The sequence below is a fragment of the Micromonospora sp. WMMD723 genome, from assembly GCF_049863385.1.
In the GTDB taxonomy this organism is placed as follows: domain Bacteria; phylum Actinomycetota; class Actinomycetes; order Mycobacteriales; family Micromonosporaceae; genus Micromonospora; species Micromonospora wenchangensis.
The window spans coordinates 7053494-7068745 of sequence record NZ_JBMKNR010000001.1 but is presented as its reverse complement, the minus strand read 5'-3'; the positions used below and the strand labels follow the sequence as shown (position 1 = coordinate 7068745).

The 15252-nt window shown below is 73.9% G+C and carries 14 protein-coding genes; 9 read left to right on the top strand and 5 right to left on the bottom strand.

All coding sequences use genetic code 11. The features are described 5' to 3' along the window. The first annotated feature begins 650 nt into the window (after positions 1-650). The 4 genes from fabG (at position 651) to ACN261_RS30420 (ending at position 4094) form a co-directional block, all read left to right on the top strand. On the top strand, positions 651-1355 hold the full coding sequence (fabG, locus tag ACN261_RS30435; RefSeq protein WP_421483287.1) for a 3-oxoacyl-ACP reductase FabG: 705 nt from the start codon (positions 651-653) through the stop codon (positions 1353-1355). A 23-nt stretch (positions 1356-1378) separates the two neighbouring features. Continuing rightward, positions 1379-2146, top strand: a complete 768-nt coding sequence (fabI, locus tag ACN261_RS30430; protein ID WP_204926147.1) for an enoyl-ACP reductase FabI — start codon at positions 1379-1381, stop codon at positions 2144-2146. Between the two features lie 94 nt (positions 2147-2240). Continuing rightward, entirely contained in the window at positions 2241-3272 is a 1032-nt protein-coding gene (locus ACN261_RS30425) for a ferrochelatase (protein ID WP_425853473.1), read from the top strand. Between the two features lie 42 nt (positions 3273-3314). Next, a complete protein-coding gene (locus ACN261_RS30420; RefSeq protein WP_421483285.1) occupies positions 3315-4094 on the top strand; it encodes an HAD-IIA family hydrolase in 780 nt (259 codons plus the stop codon). Between the two features lie 40 nt (positions 4095-4134). On the opposite strand, the gene ACN261_RS30415 is transcribed toward ACN261_RS30420, so the two are convergent. Next, complete coding sequence (locus tag ACN261_RS30415; RefSeq protein ID WP_421483283.1) at positions 4135-4929, bottom strand: hypothetical protein; 795 nt, start codon at positions 4927-4929, stop codon at positions 4135-4137. A gap of 233 nt (positions 4930-5162) precedes the next feature. Here ACN261_RS30415 and ACN261_RS30410 point away from each other — a divergent pair, with 233 nt between their 5' ends. Continuing rightward, positions 5163-5975: a DUF3097 domain-containing protein gene (locus ACN261_RS30410; protein WP_421483282.1), complete on the top strand. Its 813-nt coding sequence runs from the start codon at positions 5163-5165 to the stop codon at positions 5973-5975. A gap of 23 nt (positions 5976-5998) precedes the next feature. On the opposite strand, the gene ACN261_RS30405 is transcribed toward ACN261_RS30410, so the two are convergent. Next, positions 5999-7312 carry a serine hydrolase domain-containing protein gene (locus tag ACN261_RS30405; RefSeq protein ID WP_425853472.1) on the bottom strand — a complete coding sequence of 438 codons (1314 nt, stop codon included), beginning with the start codon at positions 7310-7312 and terminating at the stop codon, positions 5999-6001. A gap of 94 nt (positions 7313-7406) precedes the next feature. Here ACN261_RS30405 and ACN261_RS30400 point away from each other — a divergent pair, with 94 nt between their 5' ends. From ACN261_RS30400 to ACN261_RS30385, 4 genes are all read left to right on the top strand, one after another. Further along, a complete protein-coding gene (locus ACN261_RS30400) occupies positions 7407-7880 on the top strand; it encodes an NfeD family protein (protein ID WP_421483280.1) in 474 nt (157 codons plus the stop codon). A 4-nt stretch (positions 7881-7884) separates the two neighbouring features. Beyond that, positions 7885-8991 carry an SPFH domain-containing protein gene (locus ACN261_RS30395; RefSeq protein WP_421483279.1) on the top strand — a complete coding sequence of 369 codons (1107 nt, stop codon included), beginning with the start codon at positions 7885-7887 and terminating at the stop codon, positions 8989-8991. A gap of 206 nt (positions 8992-9197) precedes the next feature. Further along, entirely contained in the window at positions 9198-9959 is a 762-nt protein-coding gene (locus ACN261_RS30390) for a hypothetical protein (RefSeq protein ID WP_421483278.1), read from the top strand. A gap of 165 nt (positions 9960-10124) precedes the next feature. Further along, complete coding sequence (locus ACN261_RS30385) at positions 10125-12356, top strand: transglycosylase domain-containing protein (RefSeq protein WP_425853471.1); 2232 nt, start codon at positions 10125-10127, stop codon at positions 12354-12356. A 180-nt stretch (positions 12357-12536) separates the two neighbouring features. Here the strand turns inward: ACN261_RS30385 and ACN261_RS30380 are convergent, their stop codons facing one another. From ACN261_RS30380 to ACN261_RS30370, 3 genes are all read right to left on the bottom strand, one after another. Continuing rightward, on the bottom strand, positions 12537-12710 hold the full coding sequence (locus ACN261_RS30380; protein WP_425853470.1) for a hypothetical protein: 174 nt from the start codon (positions 12708-12710) through the stop codon (positions 12537-12539). Positions 12711-12761: 51 nt separating this feature from the next. After that, positions 12762-13142, bottom strand: a complete 381-nt coding sequence (locus ACN261_RS30375; RefSeq protein ID WP_425853469.1) for a hypothetical protein — start codon at positions 13140-13142, stop codon at positions 12762-12764. 243 nt (positions 13143-13385) lie between these two features. Continuing rightward, entirely contained in the window at positions 13386-15218 is a 1833-nt protein-coding gene (locus ACN261_RS30370) for a thiamine pyrophosphate-requiring protein (protein ID WP_421483275.1), read from the bottom strand. Positions 15219-15252: the final 34 nt, after the last annotated feature.

Here is a 15252-nt window from a genome sequence, read left to right as displayed (position 1 = left end):
CGGTGCGGGGTGCGCAGGTCGGCGCGGCGGCCGGTGGCGGTCTCAGTGACCGCCGCCGGCCAGCACGAACACGACGGCCACCCAGACGGCGGCGAGGGTGAAGCCCAACGGGGCGACGTAGCGGCTCATGAACGGCTCCGGGTGGCGACTGGACGGTCCGCGGGGCGGGCGGGACCGCAGGGGTTGGTCAGGGCGCGCACACGAAGTCGTGACCGGGCTGCTCCACCGGGGCGTCCCGGCGCGGGACGGCACCACCGACCGGTCTGTCGGCCGGGGCCGCAGGCGGGCGGTGACGGGGAGCGGGAGCTGGGTCAGCTCGACCGACTGAGTCGTGGCTCAGCGGGGCTGACGGACGGCCCGGCCACGACTGGGAGGATCGCTATCTCGCACAGCGATCACCTCCTGCGGTCGGCGGGGCCAGAAACGCGAGCCGCATTCGGCTCGCGGACGCTGATCATCGTACAACGGGGACACCCGCGACGCGTATTCGGCCGGCCCGGCCCCGGACGGTGGTCGCCCGCTCCCGGAGGGTGGTCGCGCCGTGATTCCTCCCGGCCGCCGCGCCCGGTCCGGTGGCGCGCTGTTAGCGGTTACCTGCCGGTAACGCCTAGGCTCCGACCGGAATGATCAGCGGAACCGAAGGGGGACCCGTGGCCCGCACCGTGCTGGTGACCGGCGGCAACCGGGGAATCGGACTGGCCATCGCCCAGGCGTTCGCCAAGCAGGGCGACCGGGTCGCGGTCACGCACCGCAGCGGCGACGCGCCGGAGGGACTGTTCGGGGTCCGGTGCGACGTCACCGACAGCGCCTCGGTCGACGCCGCGTTCACCGCCGTCGAGGCCGAGCTGGGCCCGGTCGAGGTGCTGGTCGCCAACGCCGGCGTCACCGACGACACGCTGCTGATGCGGATGTCCGAGGAACAGTTCACCGGGGTGCTCGACACCAACCTCACCGGCGCGTTCCGCTGCGCCAAGCGGGCCTCGTCCAAGATGCTCCGGGCCAAGTTCGGCCGGATGATCTTCATCTCGTCGGTGATCGGGCTCTACGGCGGCGCCGGCCAGGTCAACTACGCGGCCAGCAAGGCCGGCCTGGTGGGGGTGGCCCGGTCGATCACCCGGGAGCTGGGCAGCCGCAACATCACCGCGAACGTGGTCGCCCCCGGCTTCATCGACACCGAGATGACCGCCGCGCTGCCCGAGGAGCGTCGCACCGAGTACCGCAAGGTCATCCCGGCCGGGCGGTTCGCCGCGCCGGACGAGGTCGCCGGGGTGGTCACCTGGCTCGCCTCGGACGCCGCCGGCTACGTCTCCGGTGCCGTCATCCCGGTCGACGGCGGCCTCGGCATGGGTCACTGAGAACGTACGGAGGAAGCCAACACATGTCAGGACTGCTCGCCGGTAAGCGGCTGCTCGTCACCGGCGTCATCACCGACGCCTCGATCGCCTTCTCGGTGGCGAAGCTCGCCCAGGACAACGGCGCCCAGGTCGTGCTCACCGGCTACGGCCGGCTCTCGCTGGTCGAGCGGATCGCCAGGCGGCTGCCCCAGCCGGCGCCGATCATCGAGCTGGACGTGACCAGCCCCGAGCAGCTCGCCGGCCTGGCCGACCAGGTACGCGAGCACGTCGACGGCCTCGACGGGGTGGTCCACTCGATCGGCTTCGCCCCGCAGAGCTGCCTCGGCGGCGGCTTCCTCGACGCCTCCTGGGAGGACGTGGCGACCGCGCTGCACGTCTCCACGTACTCCTACAAGTCGCTGGCCATGGCGGCGCTGCCGCTGATGTCGCCGGGCGGCTCGGTGGTCGGGCTGACCTTCGACGCCACCAAGGCGTGGCCGGTCTACGACTGGATGGGGGTGGCCAAGGCCGGGCTGGAGTCCGCCTCCCGCTACCTCGCGCTGCACCTGGGCAAGAAGGGCATCCGCAGCAACCTGGTCGCCGCCGGGCCGCTGCGCACGATGGCCGCGAAGTCCATCCCCGGCTTCGAGCAGTTCGAGCAGGCGTGGACCGAGCGGGCCCCGCTCGGCTGGAGCCTCACCGACCAGGAGCCGGCCGCCCGCGCCTGCCTGGCCCTGATGTCGGACTGGTTCCCGGCCACCACCGGCGAGATCGTCCACGTCGACGGCGGTTACCACGCCCTGGGCGCCTGAGCCGCACGCGGGGGCCCGTGCCGGGGCCCCCGCGTAACCTGCGGGACCAGGGGCCGTCGTCAGGCCGTCGCCGACCGCGGGGGAGAATGACCCCATGTCGTACGACGCATTGGTGCTGGTCTCCTTCGGTGGCCCGGAGCGGCCCGAGGACGTGCTGCCCTTCCTGGAGAACGTGACCCGGGGGCGGGGGGTGCCGCCCGAGCGGCTGGCCGAGGTCGCCGAGCACTACCTGCACTTCGGCGGGGTCTCCCCGATCAACCAGCAGTGCCGCGAGCTGCTCGCCGCGATCCGGGCGGACCTCGCCGCCCACGACGTCGACCTGCCCGTCTACTGGGGCAACCGGAACTGGGACCCGATGCTCGCCGACACCGTGGCGCAGATGCGCGACGACGGGGTCACCCGGGCGCTGGCGTTCGTCACCAGCGCGTACGGCGGCTACTCGTCGTGCCGGCAGTACCAGGAGGACATCGCCGCCGCGCGGGCCGCCGTCGGCCCGGACGCCCCGGTGATCGACAAGCTGCGCCAGTTCTGGGACCACCCGGGCTTCGTCGAGCCGCACGCCGACGCGGTGCGCTCGGCGCTGGCCCAGCTCGACCCGGCCCGGCGCGACACCACCCGGCTGGTCTTCACCGCGCACTCCATCCCCACCTCGGCGGCGGCCACCGCCGGCCCGCACGGCGGCCGGTACACCGCGCAGCTTGCCGAGACCGCCCGCCTGGTGCACGCCGCCGCCGCCCCCGACCTGGCCTACGACCTGGTCTGGCAGAGCCGCTCCGGCCCGCCGCAGGTGCCGTGGCTGGAGCCGGACGTCAACGACCACCTGACCGCCCTCGCCGGGCAGGGGGTGACCGGGGTGGTGGTCAGCCCGATCGGGTTCGTCTCGGACCACCTGGAGGTGGTCTGGGACCTCGACACCGAGGCGTCCGAGACGGCCAAGCAGCTCGGCCTGGACTTCGTCCGGGCGGGCACCCCCGGCACCGACCCGAGGTTCGTGGCGATGGTACGTGAACTGGTGGCCGAACGCACCACGCCCGACGGGCCGGCGACCCGCCGCCGCCTCGGTGAGCTGCCGATGTGGGACACCTGCCCGACCCCGTGCTGCGTGCCCGCCGCGCGCCGCCCCTGATGCCGACGACCCGCCCTCCCCGACACCCCCTTGGGACGACAGATGCTTGACCGCAAGCCGGTGCAGAGCTGGCTCACCGACATGGACGGCGTGCTGGTGCACGAGGGCCAGCCGGTGCCCGGCGCGCCGGAGTTCGTCAACCGGCTCCGGTCCTCCGGCAAGCCCTTCCTGGTGCTCACCAACAACTCCATCTACACCCCGCGCGACCTGCGGGCCCGGCTGACCCGGATGGGGTTCGAGGTGCCCGAGGAGGCGATCTGGACGGCGGCGCTGGCCACCGCCCAGTTCCTCGCCGACCAGCGGCCGGGCGGCACCGCGTACGTGATCGGGGAGGCGGGGCTGACCACGGCGCTGCACGCCGTCGGTTACGTGTTGACCGACTTCGCCCCGGACTACGTGGTGCTGGGGGAGACCCGCACCTACAGCTTCGAGGCGATCACCAAGGCGGTCCGGCTGATCAACGACGGGGCGCGGTTCATCTGCACCAACCCGGACGTCACCGGCCCGTCGGTGGAGGGCGCGCTGCCCGCCGCCGGGTCGGTCGCCGCGATGATCTCGAAGGCGACCGGGGTGGAGCCGTACTTCGTCGGCAAGCCGAACCCGATGATGATGCGCTCGGCGCTGAACACCATCAACGCCCACTCGGAGAGCACCGCGATGATCGGCGACCGGATGGACACCGACATCCTGTGCGGCCTGGAGGCGGGGCTGGAGACGATCCTGGTGCTCACCGGGATCAGCACCCGGGCCGAGACGGAACGCTACCCGTACCGGCCGTCGCGCATCGTGGACTCGGTGCTGGACCTGATCGACGAGATCTGACCCCGTACCGGCCCGGCCAACCGGGTGCGGGTGGGCTCGGTCAGGGGCGCAGCGGGGCGTTGCAGGCGGCGACCAGCGCCTGCCGGCAGGCGGTGGTGAGCGGACGCAGCGCCGCGTCGCGCTGCTGCGCCTCGTGGTTGTTGATCGCCCCGCCGGGCGCGCTCTCCCCGGCCAGCGCGAGCACCCGGTCGAGCACGGCGGCGCGGGCGAACAGCCGCCGGGAACGCGGGTCGAACCCGGGCGGCAGGTCGGTCGCGCCGTCCGGGCGACGCAGCGCGGCGAGCGCCCCGGCCAGCTCGGGTCGCCACTGGGCCACGTCGAGCCGGGTCAGCGCGGCGGTGGACTCGGCCAGCGCGGTGGCGAGTTCCGCCTCCGCCTCGGCGGCCCCCGGCGCGGTCAGCGACGCCCTAGCCGCGTCGGCCGGCAGCGGGTAGACCCGCCACAGCACCGTCTCCCAGGTCATCCCGGAGCCGGAGGTGTGGGTGCGCACCTCGGGGATCAGGCCGAGCGCACCGGCCACCACGGCCTCCCCGGCCAGCAGCGCCGCCCCGGCGAAGTCACCCGGGCCGGGCAGCCCCCGGGGGTCGCCCGGCGCGGGCAGCACCAGGCGGATCTCGTCGGGGGAGAGCTTGGCCAGCGCCGGCAGGGCCTCGCGCAGCGGCACGTCCCGCCAGGTGCCCGGGGCGTCGGCGACCAGGTGCTCCTCGTCGCCGGCGACCGACTCGGCGACCTCGTCGAAGGGCACGAGGCCGGCCCGCCAGGCGCGGACCCAGGCCACGAAACGGCTCGACCGGCGCGCGGCCAGGGTGGCCGCGCCCGTTGCGGGGGAGGACATGCCGAAAAGGGTACGTGCTCCCCGCCGCCCCTGTCTCGACTGCCGGATCGTCGGCTGTCCGGTCCGCCCACCGCCGCAGGTGGCGGACCATGCGGTCACGTGGTCGCGCCCCGGTGCGACGCGGTCACCCGCCCGCCGCGCCGCCGCGCCGGCCGGAAGCGGGCGGCCGGCGTGTCGGGTCGGACGGGCGCGTCGGGAGGTGCCGGGGCGCGACGGAGGCTAGCGTGATCGACATGGCGGGGCGATACGGCGAGGACGTGCTGGCGGGCGACTGGCGGCGACGGAAGGTCACCCCCGAGGTCGACGCCGAACCGGATCTCGTGGTGGAGGACGCCGACTCCGGGTTCTGCGGCGCGGTGGTCGGGTTCGAGGCGTCGGCGGTGGTGCTGGAGGACCGGCACGGCCAGCGGCGGGTCTTTCCGCTGCTGCCCGCCGCGTTCCTGCTCGACGGGGAACCGGTGACCCTGCGCCGGCCCGCCCGCGCCCCGGTGCCCGCCGCCCGTCGCCGGACCGCCTCCGGGTCGATCGCCGTGGCCGACGTGCGGGCACAGGTGGCCAAGGCGAGCCGGATCTGGGTGGAGGGCGTGCACGACGCCGCCCTGGTGGAGCGGATCTGGGGCGACGACCTGCGGATCGAGGGCGTGGTGGTGGAGCCGCTGGACGGCATCGACGCCCTCGACGCCGAGGTACGCGGGTTCGCTCCCGGCCCCGGCCGCCGGCTCGGGGTGCTCGTCGACCATCTGGTGCCCGGCTCCAAGGAGAGCCGGATCGTGGCCCGGGTGGACTCCCCGTACGTGCTGGTCACCGGCCACCCTTACGTGGACGTGTGGCAGGCGGTCAAGCCGGCCGCGGTGGGCATCCGGGCCTGGCCGGTGGTGCCGCCGGGCCGACCGTGGAAAGAGGGCGTCTGCGCGGCCCTCGGGGTGGCCGAGCCGGCCGAGATGTGGCGGCGCATCCTGTCCCGGGTGGACAGCTTCGCCGACGTGGAGACCCCGCTGATCAACGCGATGGAACGCCTGATCGACTTCGTCACCGAACCCGACTGACACCCACCGCCGGCCCGGCCCGGTCAGGGCTCCTGGTCGGGGGTACGGGTGAAGACGAAGGTGCCGATGTCCAGGCCCACCGCCCGCCCGTCCGGGTCGCGCAGCACGGCGAGGACCTCGCTGTCCTCCTCGCCGCAGCGCCCCCGCCAGCGGTCCGGTCCGGTCCGGGTGAACCGCAGCGTCGGCTCGCCGGGCCGGCCGGCCCACAGGTCGCCGGCCGGGTCGGCCCGGACCTCGTACTCGATGCCCATCCACCACCAGCGGCCGGTCAGCTCGGCCAGTTCCGCCGGGGGCGGGGCGGCGGCCGGCCGCCAGGGCACGACCGGGGTCGGCTCGGCGTCCAGGACCAGGGTGAGCAGTTGCCGGGACAGCCCGCCGATGTGCCCGGTGCGGAAACCGTACGAGTTGGCGAAGCCGACCACGGCGGTCCGGCTGGGCCGGTGCACGGTGAGGGCGGCCACGTAGCCGGGCATCGAGCCGCCGTGGCCCACGTACACCCGGTCGCCCTCGCGGTACAGCTCCAGCCCCAGCCCGTGCCCGCCGCGCCAGGAGTCCAGGTCGTTGATCATCAGCGGGGTGCACATCTCGGTGAGGGTGTCGGCGGCCAGCACCTCGTCGGTGGGGTCGGCCAGGAACGCCGCCCAGCGGGCGAGGTCGGTGACGGTCGACCAGAGCTGCCCGGCGGGGGCCATCGCCCCGGTGTCGGTACGCGGCTCCTCCCGCAGCGTGTCGTGCCACGGGTGCACCACGTAACCCCGGGCGTACGGCTCGGTGGCCCGGTAGGTGGTGCGGCGCAGCCCCAGCGGGTCGAGGACGCGCTCGGTGAGCAGCCGCGCCCAGGGCGTCCCGGTGACCCGTTCCAGCACCCCGCCGAGCAGCCCGTACGCCAGGTTGGAGTAGTGGTAGCCGCGCCAGGCGGGGTAGCCGACCTTGTCCGTGGTCACGCCGGCGACCAGGGTGGCCAGGTCGGTGCCCTCGGTGCGTTCCCACCACGGGCCGTCGGGCTCGCGCTGCAGGCCGCTGGCGTGGCTGAGGAGCTGGCGCAGGGTGAGCCCGCCGACGGCGGTGCCCGGCAGGTGCCGCTCCAGCGGGTCGTCCAGGGTGAGCCGGCCGGCGTCGCGTTCCCGCATGACCAGCGTGGCGGTCATGGTCTTGGTGATCGAGCCGAGCCGGTACTGGAGGTCGGCGTCGGGGCGCGGGTGGTCGCCGGCGGTGGACAGGTGGACCAGCGCGCCGTCCCGGACGATCCCGAGCGCCAGCGAGGGGGCGCGTCCGGCGGCCTGGGTCTGCGCCACGAGGGTGTTGATCCGGCGGGCGGTCTCGGCGAGCAGGGTCACCAGCAGCTCCTTCGCGGGGGTCGGTTCGGGCCTGAACCGAGCTTACTGATCATCAGAAGTGGGTGGATTCGCGTGGACGTGTCACGATCGAGGGGTGGACGCCGTGGTGTGGATCGTGCTGGGTGTGCTGTTGGCCGTCGCCGAGATCTTCACGACGACGCTGTTTCTGATCATGTTCGCGGTCGGTGCGTTCGCCGCCGCCGGGGCCGCCGCGCTGGGTGCGCCCGTCGCCGTGCAGGCGGTGGTCTTCGCCGTGGTGTCGGCGCTGACGGTGGCGCTCGCCCGGCCGACCATCCGCCGGCACATGCGGCCGTCGATGGACAGCGGGGAGCAGCCGTTCGGCGTGCAGGCGCTGGAGGGCGCCACCGCCCTGGTGATCGAGCAGGTCGATGCCGGGCAGGGCATGGTGAAGATCGACGGCGAGTTGTGGACGGCACGTCCGTACGACGCGACGCAGACCTTCGCACCCGGTGCGCGGGTGCAGGTGATAAAGGTCCAGGGCGCCACCGCCCTGGTGTGGCAGGACGACATTTCCTCCCCCGGCGAGCTGCCGGAAGCGAAAAGGTGACGGTATGGAATTCATCGCGGTCCTGTTGGTGGCCGTAGCGTTGATCATAGTGGTGACGCTGGCGAAGGCGGTGCGGATCGTGCCGCAGCAGCGTCAGGACGTGGTGGAGCGGCTCGGCAAGTACAAGAGCACCCTGAACCCGGGCCTGAACCTGCTGGTCCCGTTCGTCGACGCGGTGCGTACCAAGGTCGACATGCGGGAGCAGGTGGTCAGTTTCCCGCCGCAGCCGGTGATCACCTCCGACAACCTGGTGGTGTCGATCGACACCGTCCTCTACTACAAGGTGGTCGACTCGGTCCGGGCGACCTACGAGATCGCCAACTTCATCCAGGCGATCGAGCAGTTGACCGTCACGACGCTGCGTAACGTGATCGGTTCGCTCGACCTGGAGCGCGCGCTGACCAGCCGGGAGGAGATCAACCGGCACCTCTCCGGTGTGCTCGACGAGACCACCGGCCGGTGGGGCATCAAGGTCACCCGGGTGGAGATCAAGGCGATCGAGCCGCCGCCGAGCATCCGCGACTCGATGGAGAAGCAGATGCGCGCCGAGCGGGACCGCCGGGCGGCCATCCTCAACGCCGAGGGGCACAAGCAGTCGCAGATCCTCACCGCCGAGGGTGAGAAGCAGGCGGCGGTGCTGCGCGCCGACGGTGACCGGCAGGCCCGCATCCTGCAGGCCGAGGGTCAGGCGAAGGCGATCCGGACGGTCTTCGACGCGATCCACACCGCCAACCCGAGCCAGAAGGTGCTGGCCTACCAGTACCTCCAGGCGCTGCCGCAGATCGCCAACGGCACGGCCAACAAGGTCTGGATCGTCCCGGCCGAGCTGACCAAGGCGCTGGAGGGCATGGGCGGCGCGCTGGGCGGGCTGAGCAGGATGGTCGGCGACGAGCCGGCTCCCGAGGCGAAGCGCACCGCCAGCGAGGTCGAGCGGGAGGCCGCCGAGGCCGCCGAGGCGGCGGCGAGCGCCGCCCAGCAGATCCACGACGAGGTCCGCGTCGCCGAGGCGCAGGCCACCGGCGGCAACGTGCCGAAGGGGCTGCCGGCGCCCGAGCCGGTCTCCCCGGCCAGCCTGGTCAACGACCCGGCCGACCAGCGCGAACGGGCCTGACCCCGCCGCCGCCCACCCCGGGCGGCAAATGTGAGAAACGCTCATCAGACGCCCCGGCGCCTGCCACGATCGGTCCTGAGGGACGGGTGGTGGTCAGGCCCGGGGCGTCGACGCGTTCCGGGTCACCCGTCGCCGCAGACGGGTCGGCCCGGTGGCCCGCCCGTGCAGGCAGCCGGCGTCGCCCGGCGGAGCGGACGAGGTGAGGCATGAAGGACCCGGCGCAGCGGCTGTTCTCCCGTACCCCCGTTCCGGGCGCACACGACCCCGCCGGCCCGCTGGGAACCCGGCGCACCGGCGGCGGCTTCGGGGTGCTGCCCTTCGTCGGCGACCCCGGACCGGCAGCACCCGCCACCGACGCCAGTTGGGCCTGGTCACTGCGCCGGCTGGCCCGCGCCGCGGTCTGGCTGCTGCCCGCCTACGCGGTGCTCACCGGCACGGTGGCGATGGCCAGCGACGGCGGGGTCGGCAACGACCCCTATCCGGCCGACGGTCAGCCGCTCTACCTGCTCGGCTGGGTGGCGGCGATCTGGCTGGGCCTGCTCGCCCTGCTCGCGCTCACCGGCCTGCTCGCGGCCACCCGCAGCCGGCGGGGCGCGGTGGCCGGGCTGCTGACCAGCATCGGCGGTACGGTGCTGATGCTGCCCTTCGCCGGCCTGGCCGCGTCGACCCCCGTCTTCGGCACCACCGCCCGGACGCTGGTGCTGCTCGGCGCCACCTGCTACACCGCCGGCTGGCTGCTCATCGGCTGGGCGGTGGCCCGGTCCGGGGCGTTCGCGATCGGCGACGGGGCGATGCTGATGATCGCCGCCCCGCTGCTCGGCCTCGGCGGCGCGCTGTTCGGCCCGCTGCAGACCTTCGGGGCGATCTTCGTGCTGGTCGCCGGCATCGGCATCGGCTACCGCTCCGGCCGGCTCGTCCCGGCCACCGTCGCCCGCGACGCCGCCACCGCCAGCGTCACCACCCCCTGACCCTCCCCACCCTGCTTCCCACCCCGGTGATCAAGAGCTTCGAGTCGGAAATCCGGACGGGACGCACCCAAACCTCTTGATCACCGAGCCGTGGGGAGAGACGGGATGGGCCGGACGGACGGGGACGACAGGGCACCCGATCGGGGAAGTCGCTGGCAGGTCACGGTGAGTTACCTGACAATCGGGTGCCGGAGTGGGCTGCTGGCCCGTGCGGTGGCAATGCTTACCCGCATGTCCTCACCCCGGACGCCGCTGACGCGGCTGCTCACCGTGCTGCTCGCCGGCCTGCTGGCCGGCCTGGTCCTCGCGGTCGCCGCGCTGCCGGGCAACCTGCTCGCGGGACTCGCCACCAGGGCGGTGCTCGGGGCGTTCGACGACCTGCCGGCGGCGCTGCGCACCCCCGCCACCCCGCAGCGCTCCTACCTCTACGCCAACGACGGTAAGACGCTGCTCACCACGTTCTACGACGTCAACCGCACCGACGTGCCGCTGGCCGAGATCGCCCCGACGCTGCGGCAGGCCATCGTCGCCGCCGAGGACCGCCGCTTCTACTCCCACGGCGGGGCCGACCTGCGCGGCATGGCGCGGGCCCTGGTCGCCAACGTCACCGGCGGCGGCACCGCCCAGGGCGGCTCCACGCTGACCATGCAGTACGTGCGCAACGTGCTCAAGAGCGACCCCAGCCGGACCGCCGAGGAGCGGGAGGCGGCCACCGAGCAGACCGTCGGGCGCAAGCTCCAGGAGATCCGGTACGCCACCGAGCTGGAGAAGACGCTCAGCAAGGATGAGATCCTCAACCGCTACCTCAACATCGCCTACTTCGGCTCCGGCGCGTACGGGGTCGCCGCCGCCAGCCAGCGCTACTTCGGCAAGCCGCCGGCTGACCTGACGCTCGCCGAGTCCGCGCTGCTCGCCGGCCTGGTCCAGTCGCCCGACGAGTACAGCCCGATCGACGGGGACCGGGACGCGGCCCTGCAGCGGCGCGGGTACGTGCTCGACTCGATGGTCGCCACCGGCGCGGTCACCGCCGCCGAGGCCGACGCGGCCCGCGCCGAGAAGCTGACCCTGCACCCCACCGCCCAGCCCAACGGCTGCACCGCCACGGTCACCGCCGACGCCGGTTTCTTCTGCGACTACCTGCGCCGCTGGTGGCTGGAGCAGCCCGCCTTCGGGGCGACCGCGCAGGAACGGGAGCAGGCGCTGCGCCGGGGCGGCTACCGGGTGGTCACCTCCCTCGACCCGGACGTCCAGGCCACCGCGGCCGCCGAGGCCCGCAAGGTCTACCCCGCCGACGACGCCCGCGCGCTGCCGATCGCCGCCGTCGAGCCCGGCACCGGCCGGGTGCTCGCCCTGGCCGTGAACCGGGAGTACGGGGTGGGCGACGGGCAGACCGTCAACCCGCTGGTCTCCGGCGGTGGCAGCATCACCGGCTACCAGGCCGGCTCGACGTTCAAGCTGTTCACCATGCTGGCCGCGCTGGAGAACGGCCGCACCCTGTCCACCGGCTTCGACTCGCCGAGCCGGCTGACCACCCGGTTCCCCGCCGAGGGGGAGGCCTCCTGCGGCGGCAGGTGGTGCCCGGCGAATGCCAACCCGGCGCGGATGGACGGCTACCGGATGATGTGGGACGGCTTCGGCCGCTCGGTGAACACCTACTTCGTCTGGCTGGAGGAGCAGGTCGGCCCGGCCAAGGTGGTGGAGATGGCGCAGCGTCTCGGGATCACCTTCCGGGCCCGGACCGACGCCGACCTCGCCGCGCACGACGCCGACAACTGGGGGGCGTTCACCCTCGGGGTGTCCGCCACCACCCCGCTCGACCTGGCCAACGCCTACGCGACGGTGGCCGCCGAGGGGACGTACTGCGCACCGACGCCTGTGGTGTCGGTGACCGGCCCGGACGGCGCGACCGTGCCGGTCGGCCAGCCGGCCTGCCGGCAGGTGCTGTCGGCGGACGTGGCGCGGGCGGCCACCGACGCGGCCCGCTGCCCGGTCGGGCAGCAGTCGGCGTACGGGCAGTGCAACGGCAGCACCGCCGGTGGGGTCGACGGGATCGTGGGCCGCCCGGTGGCCGGCAAGACCGGCAGCTCGGAGAAGAACGCCACCGAGACCTTCGTCGGGTTCACCCCGCAGGTCGCGGTCGCCGGCATCGCCGCCAACCCCGACGACCCGAGCGACGTGGTCGGCGCGGCCGTGCAGGGTGAGGTGATCACGGCGGTCGCCCGGACCATCCGTACCGCGGTCGACGGCCTGCCGGTGCGGGATTTCACCGCCCCCAGCCGGGAACTCGCCGGCAACCCGCAGCGCCCCACGCCCCGCCCGACCCCCCGGACCCCGCAGCGGGAGGACCAGAACCTCCCCCTGGACCTGCTCCGCTGGCTGCAGAACCGCCGGGGCTGACCCGCTGTCACCCGGCTCCGGCCCGACCCGGGCTGCATGATCGAGCCTGCGCCGCTCCCGCTCGGAGAGCCCACCTGCGATGTCGCCGGAACAGCGGTGTCCCTCCCGCCGGATACCGCTGTTCCGCGCCCACCGCCGGGCGGGCCTGGGCTGTTCCGCGCCACCGCCGGGCGGGCCTGTCTACCGCCGGGTGGTGACGGTGGCGACCGCCCGGTCCAGGGCGGCGGCCACCGTCGTCGGGTCGGTGTCGCCGTCGATCACGGTGAAGTCGGCGAACCCGGCCAGCTCCCGGTAGCCGGCGTCCAGCGCGGTCAGGTGCGCCAACTCCTCGGTGTCGATGCCCCGGGCCAGCACCCGCTGCCGGGCCAGCTCCGGGGTGACCGCCAGGAAGCAGACCAGGTCGGGCTACGGGAAGACGACGTACGCGGCGCGGACCAGGCGGACGCCCCGGTCACCCCGGGCCCGCATGATCACGTACTGGCACCAGGTCCAGCGGTCCATCACCCCGACCCGCCCGGTCAGCCGGGTGACCGCCACCGCGCGGGCCAGCGCCAGCCAGCGCACCGTCGCCTCCAGCAGCGGATAGCAGCGCCTGCCGAACAGGTGCACGCCGTCGCGGCGGCCCACCGCCTGCGCCAGCCGGTTCCACAGCGGCCGGCCGCCGGCGTTCTCCAGGTAGACCGCCGGCACGCCCGCCGAGGTCAGCCGCCGGGCCAGCGCCCTGGCCTGGGTCGACTTCCCGGACCCGTCCACGCCCACCAGCGCCACCATCGTCGATCGTCGCACCCCGGGCACGTTAGCCCTCCCGGGCAACAGCTCAGGCCCACCGGCGGGGCGGGCGAGTCATGATCGACACCGCATCCCATGATCGCCGTATCCGCCGGGTGCGGCCCGATCGACAGGGCGGCGCGCCCCGTCCATGATCGACCCATCATCGCCACAACAGCGGGGTCGGTCCCGCGCCGACCCCGCTGTTGTGGCGACATGGCGAGCGGCCCCGGCCCCGGTGGCGGGTCAGCGGCGGGTGGGTCAGCGGCGGCGGGGACGGTAGGTGGCCAGCGTGGCGGGGATGCCCCGGCGGACGATGCCGGCCCGGTCGGTGTCGCCGCGCAGCAGGGCCGCCGCCGTCTTGCGGGCCTGGTCGAGGGTGAAGTGCGGGGGCAGCATCAGCTCCGCCGGGTCGACCACCGCGTTCACCACCACCGGGCGGTCGGCGGTCAGCACCCGTCGCCACAGGCCGTCGACCTGGTCGGGGTGCTCGACCAGCACACCGTCGAGGCCCAGCACCTCGGCCCACCTGTCGTACGCGACGTCCGGCAGGTCCTGGCTGGCCGGATAACGCGGGGTGCCCTCGGTGGAGCGCTGTTCCCAGCTGACGAACGCCAGATCCCGGTTGTTGAGCACCAGCACCACGAAACGCGGGTCGGCCCAGTGCCGCCAGTTCTTCGCCACGGTGATCAACTCGTTGACCCCGTTCATCTGCATCGCCCCGTCACCGATCAACGCCACCACCGGACGGTCCGGGTGGGCGAACTTCGCCGCCAGGGCGTACGGCATGGCCCCGCCCATCGACAGCAGGGTGCCGGAGAGGCTGGCCAGCATGCCGGGGCGGACCTGGAGGTGGCGGGCGTACCAGGCGGTGGCGGTGCCGCAGTCCACCGCGATCATCGCGTCGTCGGGCAGCGCGTCGTTGAGGGTGTGGAACAGCAGTTGCGGGTTCACCGGGTGCGCGGGCTGCCCGGCCAGTTCCGCCTGGGCCTGCCGCCAGCCCGAGGTGGCGTCCGCGATGGTCGCCCGCCAGGCCGTCGGCGCGGGCCCGTCGCCCAGCTCCCGCAGCAGCGCCCGCAGGGTCGGTCCGGCGTCGCCGGTCAGGTTGACCTCCGTCGGGTACCGCAGCCCCATCCGGGTGCCGTCCAGGTCGATCTGCACCGCACGGGCCTGCCCCTGCGGCGGATAGAACTCCGAGTACGGCATGTTGCTACCGACGATCAGCAGCCTGTCGCACTCCTGCATGAGCTGCCAGCTCGGCCGGGTGCCGAGCAACCCGATCGCCCCGGTCACCCACGGCTCGCGGTGGTCGACGGCGGTGAAGCCGAGCAGGGCGGTGGCCACCCCGGCACCCAGCCGGTCGGCGATCAGGCGTACCTCCGCCTCGGCGCCGAGCGCGCCCTGCCCGACCAGCATCGCCACCTTCTCGCCGCCGCGCAGCACCTCCGCCGCGCGGCGCAGCTCTGCCTCCGGCGGCACGGTCGGCATGCTGCTGGGGGCCGCGCTGGTGTGGTAGTAGCCGTGCGCGTGCGGCGGGTCCGGCACCGCCGGCTCGTCCTGCACGTCCAGCGGGAGCACCAGCGCGGTCACCGTCCGGCGGGACAGCGCCGTCCGGCAGGCCCGGTCCACCAGGTGCCGCACCTGGGACGGATCGTCGAGCTGGGCCAGGAAGTCCCCGGCCACGTCCTTGTAGAGGGCGAGCAGGTCCACCTCCTGGTAGTAGCCGCCGCCCTCGGCGGTGAGCGCGGTGTTGCCGACCAGGGCCACCACCGGCTGGTGGTCGAGCTTGGCGTCGTAGAGGCCGTTGAGCAGGTGGATCGCGCCGGGGCCGCTGGTCGCCAGGGCGCAGCCGAGCGGGCCGCCGCCGTACTTGACGTGCGCGCCGGCGGCGAAGCCGGCGGTCTCCTCGTGGCGTACCTGGACGAACTCCACCCGGTCGCCGGCCCGTTGCAGGGCGGAGGTCATCCCGTTGATGCCGTCACCCGGGTAGCCGAAGTAGCGGTGCACCCCCCACTCGGCGAGCCGGGCCACGATGTGGTCGGCGACCGTGGCGTTCCTCGGCAACCGGCCGTCGGTGGTGCCCGCTGCGCTCATCGTGGTGGTCCCTCCGGTCGCGTCCGCTTCCCGC

Coding starts and splice junctions, on each gene's coding strand:
- fabI (WP_204926147.1), top strand. CDS start 1,379: ATGTCAGGACTGCTCGCCGGTAAGCGGCTGCTCGTCACCGGCGTCATC.
- ACN261_RS30425 (WP_425853473.1), top strand. CDS start 2,241: ATGTCGTACGACGCATTGGTGCTGGTCTCCTTCGGTGGCCCGGAGCGG.
- ACN261_RS30420 (WP_421483285.1), top strand. CDS start 3,315: ATGCTTGACCGCAAGCCGGTGCAGAGCTGGCTCACCGACATGGACGGC.
- ACN261_RS30415 (WP_421483283.1), bottom strand. CDS start 4,929: ATGTCCTCCCCCGCAACGGGCGCGGCCACCCTGGCCGCGCGCCGGTCG.
- ACN261_RS30410 (WP_421483282.1), top strand. CDS start 5,163: ATGGCGGGGCGATACGGCGAGGACGTGCTGGCGGGCGACTGGCGGCGA.
- ACN261_RS30395 (WP_421483279.1), top strand. CDS start 7,885: ATGGAATTCATCGCGGTCCTGTTGGTGGCCGTAGCGTTGATCATAGTG.
- ACN261_RS30390 (WP_421483278.1), top strand. CDS start 9,198: ATGAAGGACCCGGCGCAGCGGCTGTTCTCCCGTACCCCCGTTCCGGGC.
- ACN261_RS30370 (WP_421483275.1), bottom strand. CDS start 15,218: ATGAGCGCAGCGGGCACCACCGACGGCCGGTTGCCGAGGAACGCCACG.